The organism is Escherichia sp. E10V5 (assembly GCF_004212315.1).
Taxonomy (GTDB): Bacteria; Pseudomonadota; Gammaproteobacteria; order Enterobacterales; family Enterobacteriaceae; genus Escherichia.
Window position 1 is genome coordinate 62,273 of sequence record NZ_RHJM01000038.1, and the last position, 21,279, is coordinate 83,551.

Consider the following 21,279-nt stretch of genomic DNA (forward strand, 5'->3'; position numbering starts at 1 on the left):
ACCCGATGTTTCAGCAGCAAAAAGACTGGGAAACAAGAGAAAAAGCGTTTGCTGCTTTTACCATGGGACCGCTGACTGATTTCTGGCGTCAGCGTGATGAAGCAGAGTTTACTGGTGTGGATGACATTCCGGTGCGCTTTGTCCGTTTTCGCGCGCAGCACCATGACCGGGTGGTCGTCATCTGTCCAGGGCGCATTGAGAGCTACGTAAAATATGCGGAACTGGCTTATGACCTGTTTCAACTGGGGTTTGACGTATTAATCATCGACCATCGCGGGCAAGGGCGTTCTGGTCGTCTGTTAGCCGATCCACATCTCGGCCATGTTAATCGCTTTGATGATTATGTTGATGATTTGGCGGCGTTCTGGCAACAAGAGGTCCAGCCAGGTCCGTGGCGTAAACGCTATATACTGGCCCACTCGATGGGCGGCGCAATCTCCACTCTGTTCCTGCAACGCCATCCTGGCGTGTGCGATGCCATTGCACTGACCGCGCCAATGTTCGGCATTGTGATTCGCATGCCGTCATTTATGGCGCGGCAGATCCTAAACTGGGCCGAAGCGCACCCACGTTTTCGCGATGGCTATGCGATAGGCACCGGGCGCTGGCGCGCCTTGCCGTTTACCATCAACGTGCTTACCCACAGCAGGCAGCGATATCGGCGCAATCTACGCTTCTATGCTGATGACCCAACGATTCGTGTCGGCGGGCCGACATACCATTGGGTACGCGAAAGTATTCTGGCCGGAGAACAGGTGTTAGCCGGAGCAGGTGATGACGCCACGCCAACGCTGCTTTTGCAGGCTGAAGAAGAGCGCGTGGTGGATAACCGCATGCACGACCGTTTTTGTGAACTTCGCGCCGCCGCGGGCCACCCTGTAGAAGGAGGTCGACCGTTGGTAATTAAAGGTGCGTACCACGAGATCCTTTTTGAAAAGGACGCAATGCGCTCAGTCGCGCTCCACGCCATCGTTGATTTTTTCAACAGGCATAACTCACCCAGCGGAAACCGCTCTACAGAGGTTTAAATTTCTTATGTACCAGGTTGTTGCGTCTGATTTAGATGGCACGTTACTTTCTCCCGACCATACGTTATCCCCTTACGCCAAAGAAACTCTGAAGCTGCTCACCGCGCGCGGCATCAACTTTGTGTTTGCGACTGGTCGCCACCACGTTGATGTGGGGCAAATTCGCGATAATCTGGAGATTAAGTCTTACATGATTACCTCCAATGGCGCGCGCGTTCACGATCTGGATGGCAATCTGGTTTTTGCTCATAACCTGGATCGCGACATTGCCAGTGACCTGTTTGGCGTAGTCAACGACAATCCGGACATCATTACTAACGTTTATCGCGACGACGAATGGTTTATGAATCGCCACCGCCCGGAAGAGATGCGCTTTTTTAAAGAAGCGGTATTCAAATATGCGCTATATGAGCCGGGGTTGCTGGAACCAGAAGGTGTCAGCAAAGTGTTCTTCACCAGTGATTCCCATGAAAAACTTCTGCCACTGGAGCAAGCGATTAACGCTCGCTGGGGCGATCGCGTCAATGTCAGTTTCTCTACCTTAACCTGCCTGGAAGTCATGGCTGGCGGCGTTTCAAAAGGCCATGCCCTGGAAGCGGTAGCGAAGAAACTGGGCTACAGCCTGCAAGATTGTATTGCCTTTGGCGATGGAATGAACGATGCCGAAATGCTGTCGATGGCGGGTAAGGGCTGCATTATGGGCAGCGCACACCAACGGCTGAAAGACCTGCATCCAGAGCTGGAAGTGATTGGTACTAACGCCGAAGACGCAGTGCCGCATTATCTGCGTAAGCTCTATTTATCGTAATCGTTCTTTATTTGGTCAGTTGTCAACCTGATACTTCGCTACAATGGATACTCGTTAATCAAAGAGTTTTCCATTGTGGCGCTACTTATCATCACCACGATTCTGTGGGCCTTCTCCTTTAGCTTTTATGGCGAGTACCTTGCGGGCCACGTCGATAGCTATTTTGCGGTGCTGGTGCGCGTTGGCCTGGCGGCACTCGTTTTTCTGCCGTTTCTGCGTACCCGTGGCAATAGCCTGAAAACGGTCGGCCTGTATATGCTGGTGGGCGCGATGCAGCTTGGCGTGATGTATATGCTGAGTTTCCGTGCTTATCTCTACCTGACGGTCTCCGAACTGTTGCTGTTCACCGTGCTGACGCCGCTCTACATCACGCTGATTTATGACATCATGAGCAAGCGCCGCCTGCGCTGGGGCTATGCCTTTAGCGCCTTGCTGGCGGTGATTGGCGCCGGAATTATTCGCTACGATCAGGTCACCGACCATTTCTGGACGGGCCTGCTGCTGGTACAACTCTCCAATATCACTTTTGCCATTGGTATGGTGGGCTATAAACGCCTGATGGAAACTCGCCCGATGCCGCAGCATAACGCCTTTGCGTGGTTCTATCTTGGCGCGTTCCTGGTGGCAGTGATTGCATGGTTCTTGCTGGGAAATGCGCAGAAAATGCCGCAAACCACGCTGCAATGGGGCATTCTGGTGTTTCTTGGCGTGGTGGCTTCCGGAATTGGCTACTTTATGTGGAACTACGGCGCGACGCAGGTGGACGCCGGAACGCTGGGCATTATGAATAATATGCACGTTCCGGCAGGGCTGCTGGTAAACCTGGCTATCTGGCACCAACAGCCGCACTGGCCAACGTTTATTACAGGCGCGCTGGTGATCCTGGCCTCACTGTGGGTGCATCGTAAGTGGGTCGCTCCGCGCTCTTCACAAACGGCAGATGATCGCAGGCGTGATTGCGCGCTGAACGAATAAACGCTTCTGTAATCGGCTGACGCTGCTCGCCATCGCGCACGGCGGCGTACAGTCGGCTCCACAAGCCTTCGCCCAGGGTTTTGGTGACCACCAGGCCCTGGCGTTCAAAACTCTCCACTACCCAATGCGGTAGTGCGGCAATACCCATCCGTGCGGCAACCATCTGAATCAACAATAAGGTGTTATCGACGCTTTTCAGTGACGGGCTGACGCCTGCTGGCTGAAGAAAATGGCGCCAGACATCCAGTCGGCTACGCTGCACCGGATAAATCAACAGCGTTTCGCTGGCGAGATCTTCCGGTGTAATACGCGTTTTTGCCGCCAGTGGATGGTCAGGTGCTAACACCAGACGCACTTCATAGTCGAACATCGGCGAATAATGCAGGCCACTGCGCGGCAGAATATCGGACGTCATCACCAGATCCAGCTCGCCCTGTTGCAACGCAGGCTGCGGATCAAACGTTACGCCCGATTTAAAATCCATCTCCACCTGCGGCCAGTTCTTATGGAAATTTTCTAATGCGGGCGTCAGCCACTGAATACAGCTATGGCACTCTATGGCAATGCGCAGGCGCGTCTGCTGCGGTTCATTGCAGGCTTGCAGTGCCTGGCTAATTTGCGGCAGCACCTGATTTGCCAGTTGTAGCAGGATTTCTCCTTGCGGTGTAAAGCGAAGCGGCTGGCTTTTACGCACAAATAGCCGGAAGCCAAGACGTTGTTCCAGATCGCTAAACTGGTGAGACAGGGCGGATTGCGTCTGATGCAACGTCGCCGCAGCGGCTGCGAGCGAGCCGCAGTTCCGCAACGCTTGTAGCGTTTTCAGGTGTTTTACTTCGATCATGAAAGTCCTTCACTTCGGCATGAATAATTTGCGCTTGAGGAATATACAGTAACTGGCAAATATGGATGTGTAAACATCTGGACGTCTAAATACTAAAAATTCCACAAGGGGCATATAATGACAATTCTTAATCACACCCTCGGTTTTCCTCGCGTTGGCCTGCGTCGCGAGCTGAAAAAAGCGCAAGAAAGTTATTGGGCGGGGAACTCCACGCGTGAAGAACTGCTGGCAGTAGGGCGTGAATTGCGTGCTCGTCACTGGGATCAACAAAAGCAAGCGGGTATCGACCTGCTGCCGGTGGGCGATTTTGCCTGGTACGATCATGTTCTGACCACCAGCCTGCTGCTGGGTAATGTTCCGGCGCGTCACCAGAACAAAGATGGTTCGGTAGATATCGACACCCTGTTCCGTATTGGTCGTGGACGTGCACCGACTGGCGAACCTGCGGCAGCGGCGGAAATGACCAAATGGTTTAACACCAACTATCACTACATGGTGCCGGAGTTCGTTAAAGGCCAACAGTTCAAACTGACCTGGACGCAGCTGCAGGAGGAAGTGGACGAGGCGCTGGCGCTGGGCCACAAGGTGAAACCTGTGCTGCTGGGGCCGATTACCTACCTGTGGCTGGGTAAAGTGAAAGGTGAGCAATTTGACCGACTGAGCCTGCTGAACGACATTCTGCCGGTTTATCAGCAAGTGCTGGCAGAACTGGCAAAACGCGGCATTGAGTGGGTACAGATCGACGAACCCGCGCTAGTACTGGAACTGCCGCAGGCGTGGCTGGACGCATACAAACCCGCTTACGACGCGCTCCAGGGGCAGGTGAAACTGCTGCTGACTACCTATTTTGAAGGCGTCACACCAAACCTCAACACGATTACTGCGCTGCCTGTTCAGGGGCTGCATGTTGACCTCGTGCATGGCAAAGATGACGTTGTTGAACTGCACAAGCGTTTGCCTTCTGACTGGCTGCTGTCTGCTGGTCTGATCAATGGTCGTAACGTCTGGCGCGCCGATCTTACCGAGAAATATGCGCAAATTAAGGACATTGTCGGCAAACGTGATTTGTGGGTGGCATCTTCCTGCTCACTGCTGCACAGCCCCATCGACCTGAGCGTGGAAACGCGTCTTGATGCAGAAGTGAAAAGCTGGTTTGCCTTCGCCCTGCAAAAATGCCATGAACTGGCGCTGCTGCGCGATGCGCTGAACAGTAGTGACACGGCAGCTCTGGCAGAGTGGAGCGCCCCGATTCAGGCGCGCCGCCACTCTACCCGTGTACATAATCCGGCGGTAGAAAAACGTCTGGCGGCGATCACCGCCCAGGACAGTCAGCGTGCGAATGTCTATGAAGTGCGTGCCGAAGCCCAGCGTGCGCGTTTTAAACTGCCCGCGTGGCCGACCACCACGATTGGTTCCTTCCCGCAAACCACGGAAATTCGTACCCTGCGTCTGGATTTCAAAAAGGGCAATCTTGACGCCAATAACTACCGCACGGGCATTGCGGAACATATCAAGCAGGCCATTGTTGAGCAGGAACGTTTGGGACTGGATGTGCTGGTACATGGCGAGGCCGAGCGTAACGACATGGTGGAATACTTTGGTGAGCATCTCGACGGTTTTGTCTTTACGCAAAACGGTTGGGTACAGAGCTACGGTTCCCGCTGCGTGAAGCCACCGATTGTTATTGGTGACGTTAGCCGCCCGGCACCGATTACCGTGGAGTGGGCATCGTTCGCGCAATCGCTGACTGATAAACCGGTGAAAGGGATGCTGACTGGCCCGGTGACGATTCTCTGCTGGTCGTTCCCGCGTGAAGATGTCAGCCGTGAAACCATCGCCAAACAAATTGCGCTGGCGCTGCGTGATGAAGTGGCGGACCTGGAAGCGGCAGGGATTGGTATCATCCAGATTGACGAACCGGCACTGCGCGAAGGTTTACCGCTGCGCCGCAGCGACTGGGATGCTTATCTCCAGTGGGGCGTAGAGGCCTTCCGTATCAACGCCGCCGTAGCGAAAGATGAAACGCAAATCCACACTCACATGTGTTATTGCGAGTTCAACGACATCATGGATTCGATTGCGGCGCTGGACGCAGACGTCATCACCATCGAAACCTCGCGTTCCGACATGGAGTTGCTGGAGTCATTTGAAGAGTTTGATTATCCGAATGAAATTGGCCCGGGCGTCTATGACATTCACTCGCCAAACGTACCGAGTGTGGAATGGATTGAAGCCTTGCTGAAGAAAGCGGCAAAACGCATTCCGGCAGAGCGTCTGTGGGTCAACCCGGACTGCGGCCTGAAAACGCGTGGCTGGCCAGAAACCCGCGCCGCGCTGGCGAACATGGTGCAGGCGGCGCAGAATTTGCGTCGGGGGTAAATCCAAACCGGGTGGTAATACCACCCGGTCTTTTCTCATTACAGCGACTTCTTGCCACCATACTGCCTGAACCACTCCAGCATTCGCTGCCAGCCGTCTTTTGCAGATTCGGCATGATAGCTCGGACGATAATCGGCGTTGAATGCATGTCCTGCATCCGGGTAAACGATAATCTCTGCTTTCGCGTTTGCTGCCCGCAGCGCCTGGCGCATCGTTTCCACGCTCTCCTGCGGAATGCTGTTATCCTGGCCGCCATATAAGCCGAGAACAGGAGCGTTAAGATCGGTTGCGATATCAACAGGTTGTTTCGGTGAATTCAGTGACTTATCGCCCGTCAGTTTGCCGTACCACGCCACTGCGGCTTTTAACTGTGGATTATGCGCGGCATACAGCCAGGTGATGCGTCCGCCCCAGCAAAATCCGGTGATCATTAAACGATGGACATCGCCGCCGTTGCGTGACGCCCAACTGGCGACATGATCGAGATCGGCCAATACCTGTGAGTCAGGTACTTTTGCCACCAGACCACTTAGCAGCGTTGGGATATCGGCGAAATCATTCGGATCGCCTTCGCGGAAATAGAGTTCTGGTGCGATAGCCAGATACCCCTCCAGCGCCAGACGGCGACAAATATCGCGGATATGTTCATGCACGCCAAAAATTTCTTGCACTACAATGACCACTGGCAGTGGGCCATCGCTCTGCTTTGGGCGAGCATGGTAAGCAGGCATGTTATCCCCTTGTGAAGGGATAGAGGTGAACCCTGCCACAATCGCATCTTCCGGGGTCTGAACGATGGTCGAGGCGAGGGGCGATGCAGCAGGTGCAAATCCAGATTGTTGTGTTGTTGCCATGGTATTCTCCGTACCCTTATAAAAATTTTGCGCAATGTTAACTATAGTCAGCATGCAACAAATCACATTGCCTGAATCGGCTCATCTTTTATGCAACAACACACGGTAAAGAGTTATTTATGTGATTTAAATCACTTTTATCAGGTAAATGCATGCAACACATTTGCGTCATGGTGATGGGTGTCACGAAAAAATGTTAAATCCTTCGGTAAAGTGTCTTTTTGCTTCTTCTGACTAAACCGATTCACAGAGGAGTTGTATATGTCCAAGTCTGATGTTTTTCATCTCGGCCTCACTAAAAACGATTTACAAGGGGCTACGCTTGCCATCGTCCCTGGCGACCCGGATCGTGTGGAAAAGATCGCCGCGCTGATGGATAAGCCGGTTAAGCTGGCATCTCACCGCGAATTCACCACCTGGCGCGCAGAGCTGGATGGTAAACCTGTTATTGTCTGCTCTACCGGTATCGGCGGTCCGTCTACTTCTATTGCTGTTGAAGAGCTGGCACAGCTGGGCATTCGCACTTTCCTGCGTATCGGTACGACGGGGGCTATTCAGCCGCATATTAATGTTGGTGATGTCCTGGTTACCACGGCGTCTGTTCGTCTGGATGGCGCGAGCCTGCACTTCGCTCCGCTGGAGTTCCCGGCTGTCGCTGATTTCGAATGTACGACTGCACTGGTAGAAGCCGCGAAATCAATTGGTGCCACCACTCACGTAGGCGTGACGGCTTCTTCTGACACCTTCTACCCGGGCCAGGAGCGTTACGATACTTACTCTGGTCGCGTAGTCCGTCACTTTAAAGGTTCTATGGAAGAGTGGCAGGCGATGGGCGTGATGAACTATGAAATGGAATCTGCAACTCTGCTGACCATGTGTGCAAGCCAGGGCCTGCGCGCCGGTATGGTGGCGGGCGTTATCGTTAACCGTACCCAGCAAGAGATCCCGAACGCCGAGACGATGAAACAAACCGAAAGCCATGCGGTGAAAATCGTAGTGGAAGCGGCGCGTCGTCTGCTGAAATAAAAAAATGCTCCCTGGCTTAGGGGAGCATTCTGATTGTTGTTAACGTGTGCTTTGTTCATGCCGGATGCGGCGTGAACGCCTTACCTGGCCTACAAAAGCATGCAAATTCAATATATTGCATTTCTGTGGTAGGCCTGATAAGCGCAGCGCATCAGGCAATTTAGCGTTTGTCATCAGTCTCATACTCCCCAACTTCGGAGAGCGATATCTGTTACTGACGCCGTAAGCGCATAATTTTGCGGATTATTGGTGTCAGTAGCGTAAAGGCTGCCAGAGTCAGCAATGCCAGGGTGATCGGTCGGGTATACAGAAAGTCGAGTGACCCACCCGAAAGCGACAGCGCCCGGCGAAAATTACTTTCTGCCATTGGCCCCATAATCAATGCCAGGACCACTGGCGACGCCGGATATCCCTCTTTCTGCATGAAATAGCCCACTACGCCCGCAATCAGCATAATGCCGACATCAAACAGGCTATTGTTCAGCGCATAAGTCCCAACAACACAAAGCGCGAGGATCATCGGCGTGAGAATATTGCCGGGGATTTTCACCACGTTGCCGATGACTTTCAAAGAGAGCAGCCCAAGCACTAGCAGCATGAAGTAACAGAAGATCATGCCGACAAACAGCGTATAAACCATATCGCCGTGGTCGGTAAACATCAGTGGGCCTGGCTGCATCCCTTGTAACGTTAACGCGCCCAGCATGATGGCGGTTACCGCATCGCCAGGGATCCCCAGCGTCAGCATAGGTAACAAGGCGCCACCGGTGCAGCCATTCGCGCCTGCCTCACTGGACGCCACAGCTTTAATTTCACCCTTACCAAAGTTTTCTGGTGTCTTACTGAAACGACGAGTTTCGTTATAGGCAACAAAAGCTGCAATATCCGCCCCCGCACCGGGGATCATGCCGATAAAAACCCCTAATCCTGATGAGCGCAAAATGGTTAATGCGATGCGACGTAGCGTTTGCCAGGGCAGTAACAGACTGCCGATAGCCACCTTCGCCCCCTGACGAATTTGCTGGTTTTGCTCCATAGAGCGGAATGCCTCTGAAGCAGCAAATAAACCAATCATCACCGGGATAAATGGCACATTCATCAGCTCCACAAATCCACCTGTAAACCGTGGAAAACCGCCCATTGGATCAAGGCCTATCGTTGCGATCAGCAATCCGCCAACTCCGGCAATCAGTCCTTTAATCAACGACTCGCCGGAAATACTGGCAATAATACTCAGCCCGAAGGTTGCCAGGGCGAAGGACTCTGAAGCACTAAACTTCAACGCCCAACTGGCAAGTACCGGAGAGAGAAACATCAGCACAATAATGCTGATTGTTCCGCCGCTAAAGGAAGAGAACGTGGCGGCACTCAACGCCAGCCCGGCTTTTCCCTGCTTCGTCAGCTCATAACCGTCAATTGCGGTGGCTGCGGCTGCGGGTGTGCCTGGAATTTTGAGCAAAATTGCGGTGATAGAACCGCCATAGACGCCGCCAAAAAAGACGCCGCAAATCATCAACAAGCCAGAAACAGGCTCCATGCCGTAGGTGAAAGGCAGTAAAATCGCCACCCCCATGGTCGCTGTTAAACCGGGCAGGGCGCCAATCACAATACCCAGCATCACCCCAAACGTGGCAAACAGCAGCGCCTGAGGATTACTGAGTAATGTCGAAAAACCCTGAGTTAAAAGTTCACTTTCAAACATTGCTGGCCCCTGTTATTCGAAAAATGTGCCGACAGGCAATGGCACCTGTAACGCTTCGACGAACAGCAACCAGAGGATTGCCGTTAACAACAGCGCAATACCCGGTGTGAGTACCCATCGCCTGTAGCCCATCAACGTCATAATGACGATGAGGAAAACAGGAGTAGTAATGAGATAACCGCAGTAGCTCATCGCCACAATATAAAACGCGGTTGCCGCAATTCCCGTTGCCGTTTTCCTGAATGCCGGTTTTTCCTGTGCGTTGGCGCAAGATTCTGGTTTTGCCAGCAAAAGATCACGTATCACCAGCAAGACAGCGAGCACAATCAGGGCGCAGGCATAGAAGGTAGGGAAGGCACTTGCACCGGGATCCGTTTCAATGGCAGTTGCTGGAAAATCAGCGGCATTAATCATCACTGTGCCAGCAACTACGCAAAGCAACAGCGCCACCACCACGGTGGATGAAAGGCGCTTGCGGTGCGGTACGGCGAGTTGAGCAACAGACTGTTTTGTGTTCATCGACCGTACCTCGGGATTATTTTTTCAGGCCCAGGCGAGTTAGCAGCTCGTCAAAATACTGTTCCTGCTCGCTGATTTGTGTCTGGAAGCTGGCGCCATCAAGCCATGCATAGTTGAGATTCAACTTTTGCAGAGCATCCTGAAATACAGGCTCTTCAGCCGTCTCTTTTGCTGCCTTCGCCAGAACATCCACCACATCCTGCGGCGTTTTTTGCGACACAATCAGACCGCGCCAGGTGCCGATAGAGAGATCAACGCCTTTCTCTTTTAACGTCGGTACGTCAGGCATGGCTTTCACACGCTCATCCGCCATCACCACCAGTGTCTTCAGCTTGCCACCTTTCACATGGTTGATAACTTCACCTGGGCTTACAGAAACCGCTTCAATGTGCCCGCCTAACAGACCTGTAATGGCAGGGGCTGCGCCGTCATAAGGGACATGAGAGAACTTCGCGCCCGTTTTGTCTTCCAGAGCAGCCGCCGCCAGATGCCAGATAGCCCCGGTGCCTGAGTTACCAATGCGTACTTTTCCGGGATTCGCTTTGGCGTAAGTCATAAATTCGTCATAGCTATTCCACGGCGCATCGGCACGGACGGTGATAGCCGCCGGATCCGCATTCAGACGGGCGATGGGTTTGAAGTCGCTGGTTTTAAAACGCACCATTCCGAGGCCGGGAAGGGTGGTCAGTTCAACCGTGCCTAAACCGATTTTGTAACCGTTAGGGCGGGCAGCGGCGATTTCGCTCAGGCCAATAGCGCCGCCACCGCCAGGTTTATTGATAACCCCGATGCTGACGGGTAAATGGTTTTTGGCGGCATCAGCAAAGGTTCGGGCAACCAGATCCGTACCGCCTCCGGCAGCGTAGGGTACGACTAACTCGATCTGTTTGGTTGGGTAGGAAGCCGCCTGTACGGGTGCAGTGCTGAGGGCAGCGCCTGCAAGAAGTACCATCGCAGCCATTTTTTTCGGTAAGGTAAGATGTTTTATCATTGGTTTTATATCCTTATTTATCAGTTAGTTATTATTTAAATTGTTCCATGCGTTCATAAACAGTACTGCATTTTCATAGACCTGCTCTGGCGTCATGCCGGGGCGATATAGCGCAGAACCGAGGCCAAAACCGTTTGCGCCGTGGCTCAGATAACGCGCCATGGTTTCCGGTGTGATACCGCCAACCGGTAACATCGGAACGGATTGCGGAATAACCGCACGCCAGGCTTTGGTGACTTCTGGCGTAATTTGTTCGGCCGGGAACAGCTTGATGGCATTGGCGCCGTGTTCAATGGCAGCAAAGGCTTCAGTGGGCGTAGCGACGCCAGGCGCGCAATACATACCCAGCGCACGGGCGCGACGGATCACCGCAGTATCGCAATGCGGCATCACGATAATCTGGCCTCCAGCCTCTTTAACCGCGACCACCTGCTCTACTGAAAGCACAGTTCCGGCTCCGACCAGGCAGTCCTTAGGCAGGGCGTCGCGCAGTAGACTGATACTTTGCAACGGCTCCGGCGAGTTCATGGGAATCTCAATCAGGCGGAATCCGGCGGCGTACAGCTTTTCACCGATGGCGACAATCTCATCCGGTTTCACGCCGCGTAAAATGGCGACTAACCCGGTTTTTTGCAAAAGCGTATTAAATGGCATGAGTACATTCCCTGGCGTTGGTGGAGAGTAGCCCGGCAGCGTGGGCGATTCGCCATAATCCCTGTTCAGTGGCATTAGGAATGGCGTGAAGCTGTCTGTCGGGAAAAACGTGGCTGAACGCCCGTGAATAGCGGCTGTTCAGGGTGGCGCTACCGATTAAGGCGATCGGCGTTGTGGCGGGTAAATCACGCAGCAAGCTGGATGCCAGACCACATAATTCATGGCCTATCAGTAATCCAGAAAGATAATCTCCCTGTGAGGACGGCGTAAGATTATCGGTCAGCAAGCGCGAACGGGTCGAAAACAGCGTCGATAATAATCCGGTCTGATGATGCTCCAGTGCCGCTGTCAGTCCTTGGGCAAAGGCATCCCAGTGCGGCTCATCTCCCGAATGCATGGTGGCGCCAAGAATCGAATGGCGGGATAAAACATCAAATAATTCGCCCGTCATAAAGGTTCGGAAATCGGTAATGGTGTTATTTTCAACCACCGCCCATTTCGCATGAGTGCCAGGTAAGCCAATCAGCACCGGCACCCCCTTACGGATTGCGTCTTGCAGAGCAGGTTCCATTGTGATGGCACCGAAGATTTGTGTCTCTTCGCCACGCATTACTTCGGGCATTTCACCTTCTTTAATCACGCCGGGAATGATGTGCAGCATTGTCTGCTGCTGGTGGATAACCGGCGTCAGTTGCTTCGCCAGTCCATCGAGAGTGACCGGGCAAGGTAAATAAGCTGCTGGTTGCCACCCTTGCGCACTGCCGATCATGCCACAAGCCAGAACCGGGCAGGGGGATTGTGCCAGCCAGTCGCCACAGACACGCAAAAATGTATCGTGGAAAGCGTCCTCACGTGTTGCTGCCTGGGAGGGTAATTTCATGATTCCCCAGGGGAATTCACGTTTTTCTTGTGGATCAGGTGAGTCACCAAAACGCCATGCCCGAAGCGATGACGTTCCCCAGTCCAGGGCAATAAATGAGGTATTTCCCGACATTAGCCGTTTCCTTTAATCATGGTTTAATTATCTTTGCGGACGTGCTTACCCCAGCCCAGTTCAGCGGATATCTCTTCTGCACAGGATTTGACGTAAGGTGCCAGTTCTTCCAGGCGCGCCAGCGACATATACGTGGTGGTGCTGGCGACAGAAATGGCCGCCACAACTTCATTCCGGGCGTTGTAAATCGGCGCTGCAACGCAACGGATAGTGGGCTCGTTCTCTTCCAGATCAAAAGCAAAACCACTGGCGGCATAACGGCGCATGTTTTGTATAAATGCGCCCAGTTTTGTTTCATCACCACAAGTCAAAAATAGTGTGCGCCACTCTTCTTCTGTTCGGTTGAGGATCAACGCCTTGCCGATGCCGGTGATTGCCAGTGGCATGCGATGGCCTGGGCGTGAGCGCATTTCCAGCCCGCGCTGACTGTTGATCTTCTCCAGATACAGCACTTCGTCGCCTTCAACGATCCCCAGATGCACGGTGTCCAGGGTGTAACGGGCCAGACGTTGCAAAACGGGCTGTGCAACTTCATACAATGAAGTGCTTTCCAGCGCTCTGGCGCCGAGTTCGATCAGTTTGGCGCCCAGTTGGTAGCCCTGAGTTGGGACATGGCGCAGATAGCGTTGCTCCACCAAAACAGAGACTAAACGATGGGTTGTACTCCGCGTCGTGCCGATGAACTCGCCGATGCTTTTCAGGTCATGGCAACCGTTATAAACAGCATTAATAACAGCCAGTCCGCGTAATAACGTTTGTGCGCCAGCGGTGGTTGAAGAGGTTTCTGCCATAGATGTCTCCTGATGATATTGCCGAGTGTTTCACAGAATAAAGTGGGGAAAAGGTGATGTGTCCCACAATATAAACTTAGTCTCATATTGTGGGATAAAATAAGCAAAATAAACGATCGTTTTGCGTAGCGCCTCGCAGGAAACTTCTTTCAAACTGGACGTTTGTACAGCACAATTCTATTTTGTGCGGGTAAGTTGTTGCGTCAGGAGGCTTTGTGGATTTATCAATCATTGTTTATGCCATTATTGCGCTGGTCAGTGTGGCCATCGGTTGGCTGTTTGCCAGTTATCAACATGCGCAGCAAAAAGCCGAGCAATTAGCTGAACGTGAAGAGATGGTCGCGGAGTTAAGTGCGGCAAAACAACAAATTACCCAAAGTGAGCACTGGCGTGCAGAGTGTGAATTGCTCAATAACGAAGTGCGTAGTCTGCAAAGTATTAACACCTCGCTGGAGGCAGATCTGCGTGAAGTGACCACGCGGATGGAAGCTGCACAGCAACATGCTGACGATAAAATTCGCCAGATGATTAACAGCGAGCAGCGTTTGAGCGAGCAGTTTGAAAACCTCGCCAACCGTATTTTTGAGCACAGTAATCGCCGTGTAGATGAACAAAATCGCCAGAGTCTGAACAACCTGCTATCGCCGCTGCGTGAACAACTGGATGGTTTTCGCCGACAGGTACAGGACAGCTTTGGTAAAGAAGCACAAGAACGCCATACCCTGACCCACGAAATTCGTAATCTACAGCAACTCAACGCGCAAATGGCCCAGGAAGCGATCAACCTGACGCGCGCGCTGAAAGGCGATAACAAAACCCAGGGGAACTGGGGCGAAGTGGTACTGACGCGGGTGCTGGAGGCTTCCGGACTGCGTGAAGGGTATGAATACGAAACCCAGGTAAGCATCGAAAATGATGCTCGCTCGCGGATGCAGCCGGATGTCATCGTGCGGCTGCCGCAGGGGAAAGATGTGGTGATCGATGCCAAAATGACGTTGGTCGCCTATGAACGCTACTTCAACGCGGAAGACGACTACACACGCGAAAGCGCATTGCAGGAGCATATTGCTTCGGTACGTAATCACATCCGCTTACTTGGGCGCAAAGATTATCAACAGCTGCCGGGGCTACGAACGCTGGATTACGTGCTGATGTTTATTCCCGTTGAACCAGCGTTTTTACTGGCGCTTGATCGCCAGCCAGAGCTGATCACCGAAGCGTTAAAGAACAACATCATGCTGGTTAGCCCCACCACGCTGCTGGTGGCGTTGCGTACTATCGCCAACCTGTGGCGTTATGAGCATCAAAGCCGTAACGCCCAGCAAATCGCCGATCGTGCCAGCAAGCTGTACGACAAGATGCGTCTGTTTATTGATGATATGTCCGCGATTGGTCAAAGTCTGGACAAAGCGCAGGATAACTATCGCCAGGCGATGAAAAAACTCTCTTCAGGTCGCGGAAATGTGCTGGCGCAGGCAGAAGCGTTTCGCGGTTTAGGGGTAGAAATTAAACGCGAGATTAATCCGGACTTGGCTGAACAGGCGGTGAGCCAGGATGAAGAGTATCGACTGCGGTCGGTTCCGGGGCAGCCGAATGATGAAGCTTATCAACGCGATGATGAATATAATCAGCAGTCGCGCTAGCCCATTAGGGGTAGTTAAGCCGGGTAGAAATCTAGGGCATCGACGCCCAATCTGTTACACTTCTGGAACAATTTTTTGATGAGCAGGCATTGAGATGGTGGATAAGTCACAAGAAACGACGCACTTTGGTTTTCAGACCGTCGCGAAGGAACAAAAAGCGGATATGGTCGCTCACGTTTTCCATTCCGTGGCATCGAAATATGATGTCATGAATGATTTGATGTCATTTGGTATTCATCGTTTGTGGAAGCGATTCACGATCGATTGCAGCGGTGTGCGTCGTGGGCAGACCGTACTGGATCTGGCTGGCGGTACCGGCGATCTGACGGCGAAATTCTCCCGCCTGGTCGGTGAAACGGGCAAAGTGGTTCTCGCCGATATCAATGAATCCATGCTCAAGATGGGCCGTGAGAAACTGCGCAATATCGGTGTGATTGGCAACGTTGAGTATGTTCAGGCGAACGCAGAGGCGCTGCCGTTCCCGGATAACACCTTTGATTGCATCACCATTTCGTTTGGTCTGCGTAACGTTACCGACAAAGATAAAGCACTGCGTTCGATGTATCGCGTGCTGAAACCGGGCGGCCGCCTGCTGGTGCTTGAGTTCTCGAAGCCGATTATCGAACCGTTAAGCAAAGCCTATGACGCTTACTCCTTCCATGTGCTGCCACGTATTGGTTCGCTGGTGGCGAACGATGCCGACAGCTACCGCTATCTGGCCGAATCCATCCGTATGCATCCCGATCAGGATACGCTGAAAGCCATGATGCAGGATGCCGGATTTGAAAGTGTCGATTATTACAACCTGACGGCTGGCGTTGTGGCGCTGCATCGTGGTTATAAGTTCTGACAGGAGTACGACTATGCCTTTTAAACCTTTAGTGACGGCAGGAATTGAAAGTCTGCTCAACACTTTCCTGTATCGCTCACCCGCGCTGAAAACAGCCCGCTCGCGCCTGCTGGGTAAAGTATTGCGCGTGGAGGTAAAAGGCTTTTCGACGTCGCTAATTCTGGTGTTTAGTGAACGGCAGGTCGATGTGCTGGGCGAATGGTCTGGCGATGCTGATTGCACCGTTATCGCCTACGCCAGCGTGTTGCCGAAACTTCGTGACCGCCAGCAGCTTGCCGCACTAATTCGTAGCGGTGAGCTGGAAGTGCAGGGCGATATTCAGGTGGTACAGAATTTCGTGGCGCTGGCAGATCTGGCAGAGTTCGACCCTGCGGAACTGCTGGCCCCTTATACCGGTGATATCGCCGCTGAAGGAATCAGCAAAGCCCTGCGCGGCGGTGCGAAATTCTTGCATCATGGTATTAAACGCCAGCAACGTTATGTGGCAGAAGCCATTACCGAAGAGTGGCGTATGGCGCCTGGTCCGCTTGAAGTGGCCTGGTTTGCGGAAGAGACAGCCGCTGTTGAACGTGCCGTTGATGCGTTAATCAAACGGCTGGAAAAACTGGAGGCAGTTTAATGACGCCAGGTGAAGTACGGCGCCTGTATTTCATCATTCGCACTTTTTTAAGCTACGGACTTGATGAACTGATCCCTAAAATGCGTATCACCCTGCCGCTGCGGTTATGGCGATACTCATTATTCTGGATGCCGAATCGGCACAAAGACAAACCATTAGGTGAGCGACTACGACTGGCGCTGCAAGAATTGGGGCCGGTATGGATCAAGTTCGGGCAGATGTTGTCTACCCGTCGTGACCTTTTCCCGCCGCATATTGCCGATCAGCTGGCGTTATTGCAGGACAAAGTCGCACCGTTTGATGGCAGACTGGCGAAGCAACAGATTGAAGCTGCAATGGGCGGTTTGCCGGTGGAAGCGTGGTTTGACGATTTTGAAATCGAGCCGCTGGCGTCGGCCTCTATCGCCCAGGTTCATACCGCGCGATTGAAATCGAATGGCAAAGATGTGGTAATTAAAGTCATCCGTCCGGACATTTTGCCGGTGATTAAAGCGGATCTGAAACTTATCTACCGCTTGGCTCGCTGGGTGCCGCGTTTGCTGCCGGATGGTCGCCGTCTGCGCCCAACTGAAGTGGTGCGCGAGTACGAAAAGACCTTGATTGATGAATTGAATTTGCTGCGGGAATCTGCCAACGCCATTCAGTTACGACGCAATTTTGAAGACAGCCCGATGCTCTACATCCCGGAAGTTTACCCTGACTATTGCAGCGAAGGGATGATGGTGATGGAGCGCATTTACGGCATTCCCGTTTCTGATGTCGCGGCGCTGGAGAAAAACGGCACTAACATGAAATTGCTGGCAGAACGCGGTGTGCAGGTGTTCTTCACCCAGGTTTTCCGTGACAGCTTTTTCCATGCCGATATGCATCCAGGCAACATCTTCGTAAGCTATGAGCACCCGGAAAACCCGAAATATATCGGCATTGATTGCGGGATAGTCGGCTCGCTAAACAAGGAAGATAAACGCTATCTGGCGGAAAACTTTATCGCCTTCTTTAACCGCGACTATCGCAAAGTGGCAGAGCTGCATGTCGATTCAGGCTGGGTACCGCCAGATACCAACGTTGAAGAGTTCGAATTTGCCATTCGTACCGTTTGCGAACCTATCTTTGAGAAACCGCTGGCGGAAATTTCGTTTGGACATGTGCTGTTAAATCTGTTTAATACGGCGCGTCGCTTCAATATGGAAGTGCAGCCGCAACTGGTGTTACTTCAGAAAACCTTGCTCTATATCGAAGGAGTAGGACGGCAGCTTTATCCGCAGCTCGATTTATGGAAAACTGCAAAACCTTTCCTTGAATCGTGGATTAAAGATCAGGTCGGTATTCCCGCGCTGGTGAGAGCATTTAAGGAAAAAGCGCCGTTCTGGATTGAAAAAATGCCAGAACTGCCTGAATTGGTTTATGACAGTTTGCGCCAGGGCAAGTATTTACAGCATAGTGTTGATAAGATTGCGCGCGAGTTACAGTCGAATCATGTGCGTCAGGGACAATCTCGTTACTTATTGGGGATTGGTGCGACGTTAGTATTAAGCGGCACATTCTTGTTGGTCAGCCGACCGGAATGGGGGCTGATGCCCGGCTGGTTAATGGCGGCCGGTCTGATCGCCTGGTTTGTCGGTTGGTGCAAAACACGCTGATTTTTTCATCGCTCAAGGCGGGCCGTGTAACGTATAATGCGGCCTTGTTTAATCATCATCTACCACAGAGGAACATGTATGGGTGGTATCAGTATTTGGCAGTTATTGATTATTGCCGTCATCGTTGTACTGCTTTTTGGCACCAAAAAGCTCGGTTCCATCGGTTCCGATCTTGGTGCGTCGATCAAAGGCTTTAAAAAAGCAATGAGCGATGATGAACCAAAGCAGGATAAAACCAGTCAGGATGCTGATTTTACTGCGAAAACAATCGCCGATAAGCAGGCGGATGCGAATCAGGAACAGGCTAAAACAGAAGACGCAAAGCGCCACGATAAAGAGCAGGTGTAATCCGTGTTTGATATCGGTTTTAGCGAACTGCTATTGGTGTTCATCATCGGCCTCGTAGTTCTGGGGCCGCAACGACTGCCTGTGGCGGTAAAAACGGTAGCGGGCTGGATTCGCGCGTTGCGTTCACTGGCAACAACGGTGCAGAACGAACTGACCCAGGAGTTAAAACTCCAGGAGTTTCAGGACAGCCTGAAAAAGGTTGAAAAGGCGAGTCTCACCAACCTGACGCCCGAACTGAAAGCGTCAATGGATGAACTGCGCCAGGCCGCGGAGTCGATGAAGCGTTCCTACGTTGCGAATGACCCTGAAAAGGCGAGCGATGAAGCGCACACCATTCATAACCCGGTGGTGAAAGACAATGAGGCTGCGCATGAAGGCGTCACGCCAGCCGCTGCACAAACGCAGGCCAGTTCGCCGGAACAGAAGCCAGAAACCACGCCAGAGCCGGTGGTAAAACCTGCTGCGGACGCTGAACCGAAAACCGCTGCACATTCCCCTTCGTCGAGTGATAAACCGTAAACATGTCTGTAGAAGATACTCAACCGCTTATCACGCATCTGATTGAGCTGCGTAAGCGTCTGCTGAACTGCATTATCGCGGTGATCGTGATATTTCTGTGTCTGGTCTATTTCGCCAATGACATTTATCACCTGGTATCCGCGCCATTGATCAAGCAGTTGCCGCAAGGTTCAACGATGATCGCCACCGATGTGGCCTCGCCGTTCTTTACGCCAATCAAGCTGACCTTTATGGTGTCGCTGATTCTGTCAGCGCCGGTGATTCTCTATCAGGTGTGGGCATTTATCGCTCCTGCACTCTATAAGCACGAACGTCGCCTGGTGGTGCCGCTGCTGGTTTCCAGCTCTCTGCTGTTTTATATCGGCATGGCGTTCGCTTATTTCGTGGTCTTCCCGCTGGCGTTTGGTTTCCTTGCCAATACCGCGCCTGAAGGGGTGCAGGTGTCCACCGACATTGCCAGCTATTTGAGCTTCGTGATGGCGCTATTTATGGCGTTTGGTATCTCCTTTGAAGTACCTGTGGCGATTGTGCTGCTGTGCTGGATGGGGATTACCTCGCCAGAAGACTTACGCAAAAAACGTCCGTATGTGCTGGTTGGCGCATTCGTCGTCGGGATGCTGCTGACGCCGCCGGATGTCTTCTCGCAAACGCTGCTGGCGATCCCGATGTACTGCCTGTTTGAAATTGGCGTCTTCTTCTCGCGCTTTTACGTTGGTAAAGGCCGAAACCGGGAAGAAGAAAACGACGCTGAAGCAGAAAGCGAAAAAACTGAAGAATAAACTCAACCGCCCGTCAGGGCGGTTGTCATATGGAGTGCAGGATGTTTGATATCGGCGTTAATCTGACCAGTTCGCAATTTGCGAAAGACCGTGATGATGTCGTAGCGCGCGCTTTTGCTGCGGGAGTTAATGGGCTACTCATCACCGGCACTAACCTGCGCGAAAGCCAGCAGGCGCAAAAGCTGGCGCGTCAGTATTCGTCCTGTTGGTCAACGGCGGGCGTGCATCCTCATGACAGTAGCCAGTGGCAAGACGCAACAGAAGAAATGATTGTGGCGCTGGCCTCGCAGCCAGAAGTGGTGGCGATTGGTGAGTGTGGCCTCGACTTTAACCGCAACTTTTCCACACCAGAAGAGCAGGAACGCGCTTTTGTTGCCCAGCTACGTATTGCCGCAGAGTTAAACATGCCGGTATTTATGCACTGCCGTGATGCCCACGAGCGGTTTATGACGTTGCTGGAACCGTGGCTGGATAAGCTACCTGGTGCGGTGTTGCACTGTTTTACCGGCACACGCGAAGAGATGCAGGCGTGCGTGGCGCGAGGGATTTATATCGGCATTACCGGTTGGGTTTGCGATGAACGACGCGGACTGGAGCTGCGAGAACTGTTGCCATTTATTCCGGCGGAGAAATTGCTGGTCGAGACAGACGCACCGTATTTGCTTCCGCGCGATCTCACGCCGAAGCCATCGTCACGGCGTAATGAGCCAGCCTATCTGCCCCATATTTTGCAACGTATTGCACACTGGCGTGGGGAAGATGCCGCATGGCTGGCTGCCACCACGGATGCCAATGTCAAAAAGTTATTTAGGATTGCGTTCTAGAGTTTGCGGAACTCGGTGTTCTTCACACTGTGCTTAATCTCTTTATTGATAAGATTAAGCAATAGCATAGAGCGAGCCTCGCCGTCGGGTTCGGTGAAAATGGCCTGAAAACCTTCGAAAGCGCCTTCGGTGATAATCACCTTATCACCAGGATAGGGCGTCGCAGGATCAACAATGTCTTCCGGTTTATACACCGACAGTTGATGAATAACCGCAGATGGGACTATCGCCGGCGATGCGCCAAAGCGCACAAAGTGGCTTACGCCGCGGGTCGCACTGATGGTTGTGGTATGAATCACTTCCGGGTCAAATTCCACAAACAGGTAGTTGGGGAACAATGGTTCACTGACTGCGGTACGTTTGCCTCGCACGATTTTTTCCAGGGTGATCATCGGCGCCAGGCAATTCACCGCCTGTCTTTCGAGGTGTTCCTGGGCACGTTGAAGTTGCCCGCGCTTGCAGTACAGTAAATACCAGGATTGCATAATGACTCTT

At 52.6% G+C, this 21,279-nt stretch carries 22 protein-coding genes; 13 read left to right on the forward strand and 9 right to left on the reverse strand.

Annotated features, from left to right (window positions below; all coding sequences use genetic code 11):
* Nucleotides 1–5: 5 nt before the first annotated feature.
* The 3 genes from pldB (at nt 6) to bioP (ending at nt 2,811) form a co-directional block, all read left to right on the forward strand.
* Nucleotides 6–1,028, forward strand: a complete 1,023-nt coding sequence (gene pldB, locus D9738_RS22320; protein WP_130209444.1) for a lysophospholipase L2 — start codon at nt 6–8, stop codon at nt 1,026–1,028.
* A 7-nt stretch (nt 1,029–1,035) separates the two neighbouring features.
* Nucleotides 1,036–1,836, forward strand: a complete 801-nt coding sequence (gene yigL / locus D9738_RS22325; RefSeq protein WP_130209446.1) for a sugar/pyridoxal phosphate phosphatase YigL — start codon at nt 1,036–1,038, stop codon at nt 1,834–1,836.
* A 75-nt stretch (nt 1,837–1,911) separates the two neighbouring features.
* Nucleotides 1,912–2,811 (forward strand): biotin transporter, encoded by a 900-nt coding sequence (gene bioP / locus D9738_RS22330; protein WP_001196237.1) that lies wholly within the window; start codon nt 1,912–1,914, stop codon nt 2,809–2,811.
* On the opposite strand, the gene metR is transcribed toward bioP, so the two are convergent.
* A complete protein-coding gene (gene metR, locus D9738_RS22335) occupies nt 2,699–3,652 on the reverse strand; it encodes an HTH-type transcriptional regulator MetR (protein ID WP_000573618.1) in 954 nt (317 codons plus the stop codon). The two genes, bioP and metR, sit on opposite strands and share 113 nt — an antisense overlap.
* A gap of 117 nt (nt 3,653–3,769) precedes the next feature.
* Here metR and metE point away from each other — a divergent pair, with 117 nt between their 5' ends.
* A complete protein-coding gene (gene metE / locus D9738_RS22340) occupies nt 3,770–6,031 on the forward strand; it encodes a 5-methyltetrahydropteroyltriglutamate--homocysteine S-methyltransferase (protein WP_130261213.1) in 2,262 nt (753 codons plus the stop codon).
* Between the two features lie 38 nt (nt 6,032–6,069).
* Here the strand turns inward: metE and D9738_RS22345 are convergent, their stop codons facing one another.
* Entirely contained in the window at nt 6,070–6,885 is an 816-nt protein-coding gene (locus D9738_RS22345; RefSeq protein ID WP_130209450.1) for a dienelactone hydrolase family protein, read from the reverse strand.
* A 261-nt stretch (nt 6,886–7,146) separates the two neighbouring features.
* On the opposite strand from D9738_RS22345, the gene udp reads away from it, so the two are divergent.
* Nucleotides 7,147–7,911: a uridine phosphorylase gene (udp, locus tag D9738_RS22350; protein ID WP_000045178.1), complete on the forward strand. Its 765-nt coding sequence runs from the start codon at nt 7,147–7,149 to the stop codon at nt 7,909–7,911.
* 211 nt (nt 7,912–8,122) lie between these two features.
* Here the strand turns inward: udp and D9738_RS22355 are convergent, their stop codons facing one another.
* From D9738_RS22355 to D9738_RS22380, 6 genes are read right to left on the reverse strand one after another with little or no spacing between them, the layout of a single operon-like run.
* Nucleotides 8,123–9,613, reverse strand: a complete 1,491-nt coding sequence (locus D9738_RS22355) for a tripartite tricarboxylate transporter permease (protein ID WP_130261214.1) — start codon at nt 9,611–9,613, stop codon at nt 8,123–8,125.
* Nucleotides 9,614–9,625: 12 nt separating this feature from the next.
* Nucleotides 9,626–10,132 carry a tripartite tricarboxylate transporter TctB family protein gene (locus D9738_RS22360; protein WP_130209456.1) on the reverse strand — a complete coding sequence of 169 codons (507 nt, stop codon included), beginning with the start codon at nt 10,130–10,132 and terminating at the stop codon, nt 9,626–9,628.
* 16 nt (nt 10,133–10,148) lie between these two features.
* Nucleotides 10,149–11,123 carry a tripartite tricarboxylate transporter substrate binding protein gene (locus tag D9738_RS22365; RefSeq protein WP_130261215.1) on the reverse strand — a complete coding sequence of 325 codons (975 nt, stop codon included), beginning with the start codon at nt 11,121–11,123 and terminating at the stop codon, nt 10,149–10,151.
* Between the two features lie 24 nt (nt 11,124–11,147).
* Nucleotides 11,148–11,777 (reverse strand): 2-dehydro-3-deoxy-6-phosphogalactonate aldolase, encoded by a 630-nt coding sequence (locus D9738_RS22370; protein WP_130261216.1) that lies wholly within the window; start codon nt 11,775–11,777, stop codon nt 11,148–11,150.
* Nucleotides 11,767–12,771 carry a 2-dehydro-3-deoxygalactonokinase gene (locus D9738_RS22375; protein WP_130209462.1) on the reverse strand — a complete coding sequence of 335 codons (1,005 nt, stop codon included), beginning with the start codon at nt 12,769–12,771 and terminating at the stop codon, nt 11,767–11,769. The genes D9738_RS22370 and D9738_RS22375 overlap by 11 nt, the downstream gene beginning before the upstream one ends.
* 23 nt (nt 12,772–12,794) lie before the next feature.
* The gene (locus tag D9738_RS22380; protein WP_130261217.1) at nt 12,795–13,562 is read right to left on the reverse strand and encodes an IclR family transcriptional regulator; all 768 of its coding nucleotides are present in this window, start codon (nt 13,560–13,562) and stop codon (nt 12,795–12,797) included.
* 215 nt (nt 13,563–13,777) lie between these two features.
* On the opposite strand from D9738_RS22380, the gene rmuC reads away from it, so the two are divergent.
* The 8 genes from rmuC to tatD all read left to right on the forward strand — a co-directional run bounded on the left by rmuC (nt 13,778) and on the right by tatD (nt 20,784).
* Complete coding sequence (gene rmuC, locus D9738_RS22385) at nt 13,778–15,205, forward strand: DNA recombination protein RmuC (RefSeq protein ID WP_130261218.1); 1,428 nt, start codon at nt 13,778–13,780, stop codon at nt 15,203–15,205.
* Nucleotides 15,206–15,299: 94 nt separating this feature from the next.
* Nucleotides 15,300–16,055, forward strand: coding sequence for a bifunctional demethylmenaquinone methyltransferase/2-methoxy-6-polyprenyl-1,4-benzoquinol methylase UbiE (gene ubiE, locus D9738_RS22390; RefSeq protein ID WP_000227958.1), 756 nt, complete (start codon nt 15,300–15,302; stop codon nt 16,053–16,055).
* A 13-nt stretch (nt 16,056–16,068) separates the two neighbouring features.
* Nucleotides 16,069–16,674, forward strand: a complete 606-nt coding sequence (gene ubiJ, locus D9738_RS22395; RefSeq protein ID WP_130261219.1) for a ubiquinone biosynthesis protein UbiJ — start codon at nt 16,069–16,071, stop codon at nt 16,672–16,674.
* Complete coding sequence (gene ubiB, locus D9738_RS22400) at nt 16,674–18,314, forward strand: ubiquinone biosynthesis regulatory protein kinase UbiB (RefSeq protein ID WP_130209470.1); 1,641 nt, start codon at nt 16,674–16,676, stop codon at nt 18,312–18,314. The genes ubiJ and ubiB overlap by 1 nt, the downstream gene beginning before the upstream one ends.
* Before the next feature lie 78 nt (nt 18,315–18,392).
* Nucleotides 18,393–18,662 carry a Sec-independent protein translocase subunit TatA gene (gene tatA / locus D9738_RS22405; RefSeq protein ID WP_130209472.1) on the forward strand — a complete coding sequence of 90 codons (270 nt, stop codon included), beginning with the start codon at nt 18,393–18,395 and terminating at the stop codon, nt 18,660–18,662.
* A 3-nt stretch (nt 18,663–18,665) separates the two neighbouring features.
* Nucleotides 18,666–19,181: a Sec-independent protein translocase protein TatB gene (gene tatB, locus D9738_RS22410; RefSeq protein WP_130209474.1), complete on the forward strand. Its 516-nt coding sequence runs from the start codon at nt 18,666–18,668 to the stop codon at nt 19,179–19,181.
* 2 nt (nt 19,182–19,183) lie between these two features.
* Nucleotides 19,184–19,960 carry a Sec-independent protein translocase subunit TatC gene (gene tatC, locus D9738_RS22415; RefSeq protein WP_000109937.1) on the forward strand — a complete coding sequence of 259 codons (777 nt, stop codon included), beginning with the start codon at nt 19,184–19,186 and terminating at the stop codon, nt 19,958–19,960.
* Nucleotides 19,961–20,001: 41 nt separating this feature from the next.
* Nucleotides 20,002–20,784, forward strand: a complete 783-nt coding sequence (gene tatD / locus D9738_RS22420; RefSeq protein WP_130261220.1) for a 3'-5' ssDNA/RNA exonuclease TatD — start codon at nt 20,002–20,004, stop codon at nt 20,782–20,784.
* Here the strand turns inward: tatD and rfaH are convergent.
* On the reverse strand, nt 20,781–21,269 hold the full coding sequence (gene rfaH / locus D9738_RS22425) for a transcription/translation regulatory transformer protein RfaH (RefSeq protein ID WP_130209478.1): 489 nt from the start codon (nt 21,267–21,269) through the stop codon (nt 20,781–20,783). The two genes, tatD and rfaH, sit on opposite strands and share 4 nt — an antisense overlap.
* Nucleotides 21,270–21,279 lie beyond the last annotated feature (10 nt).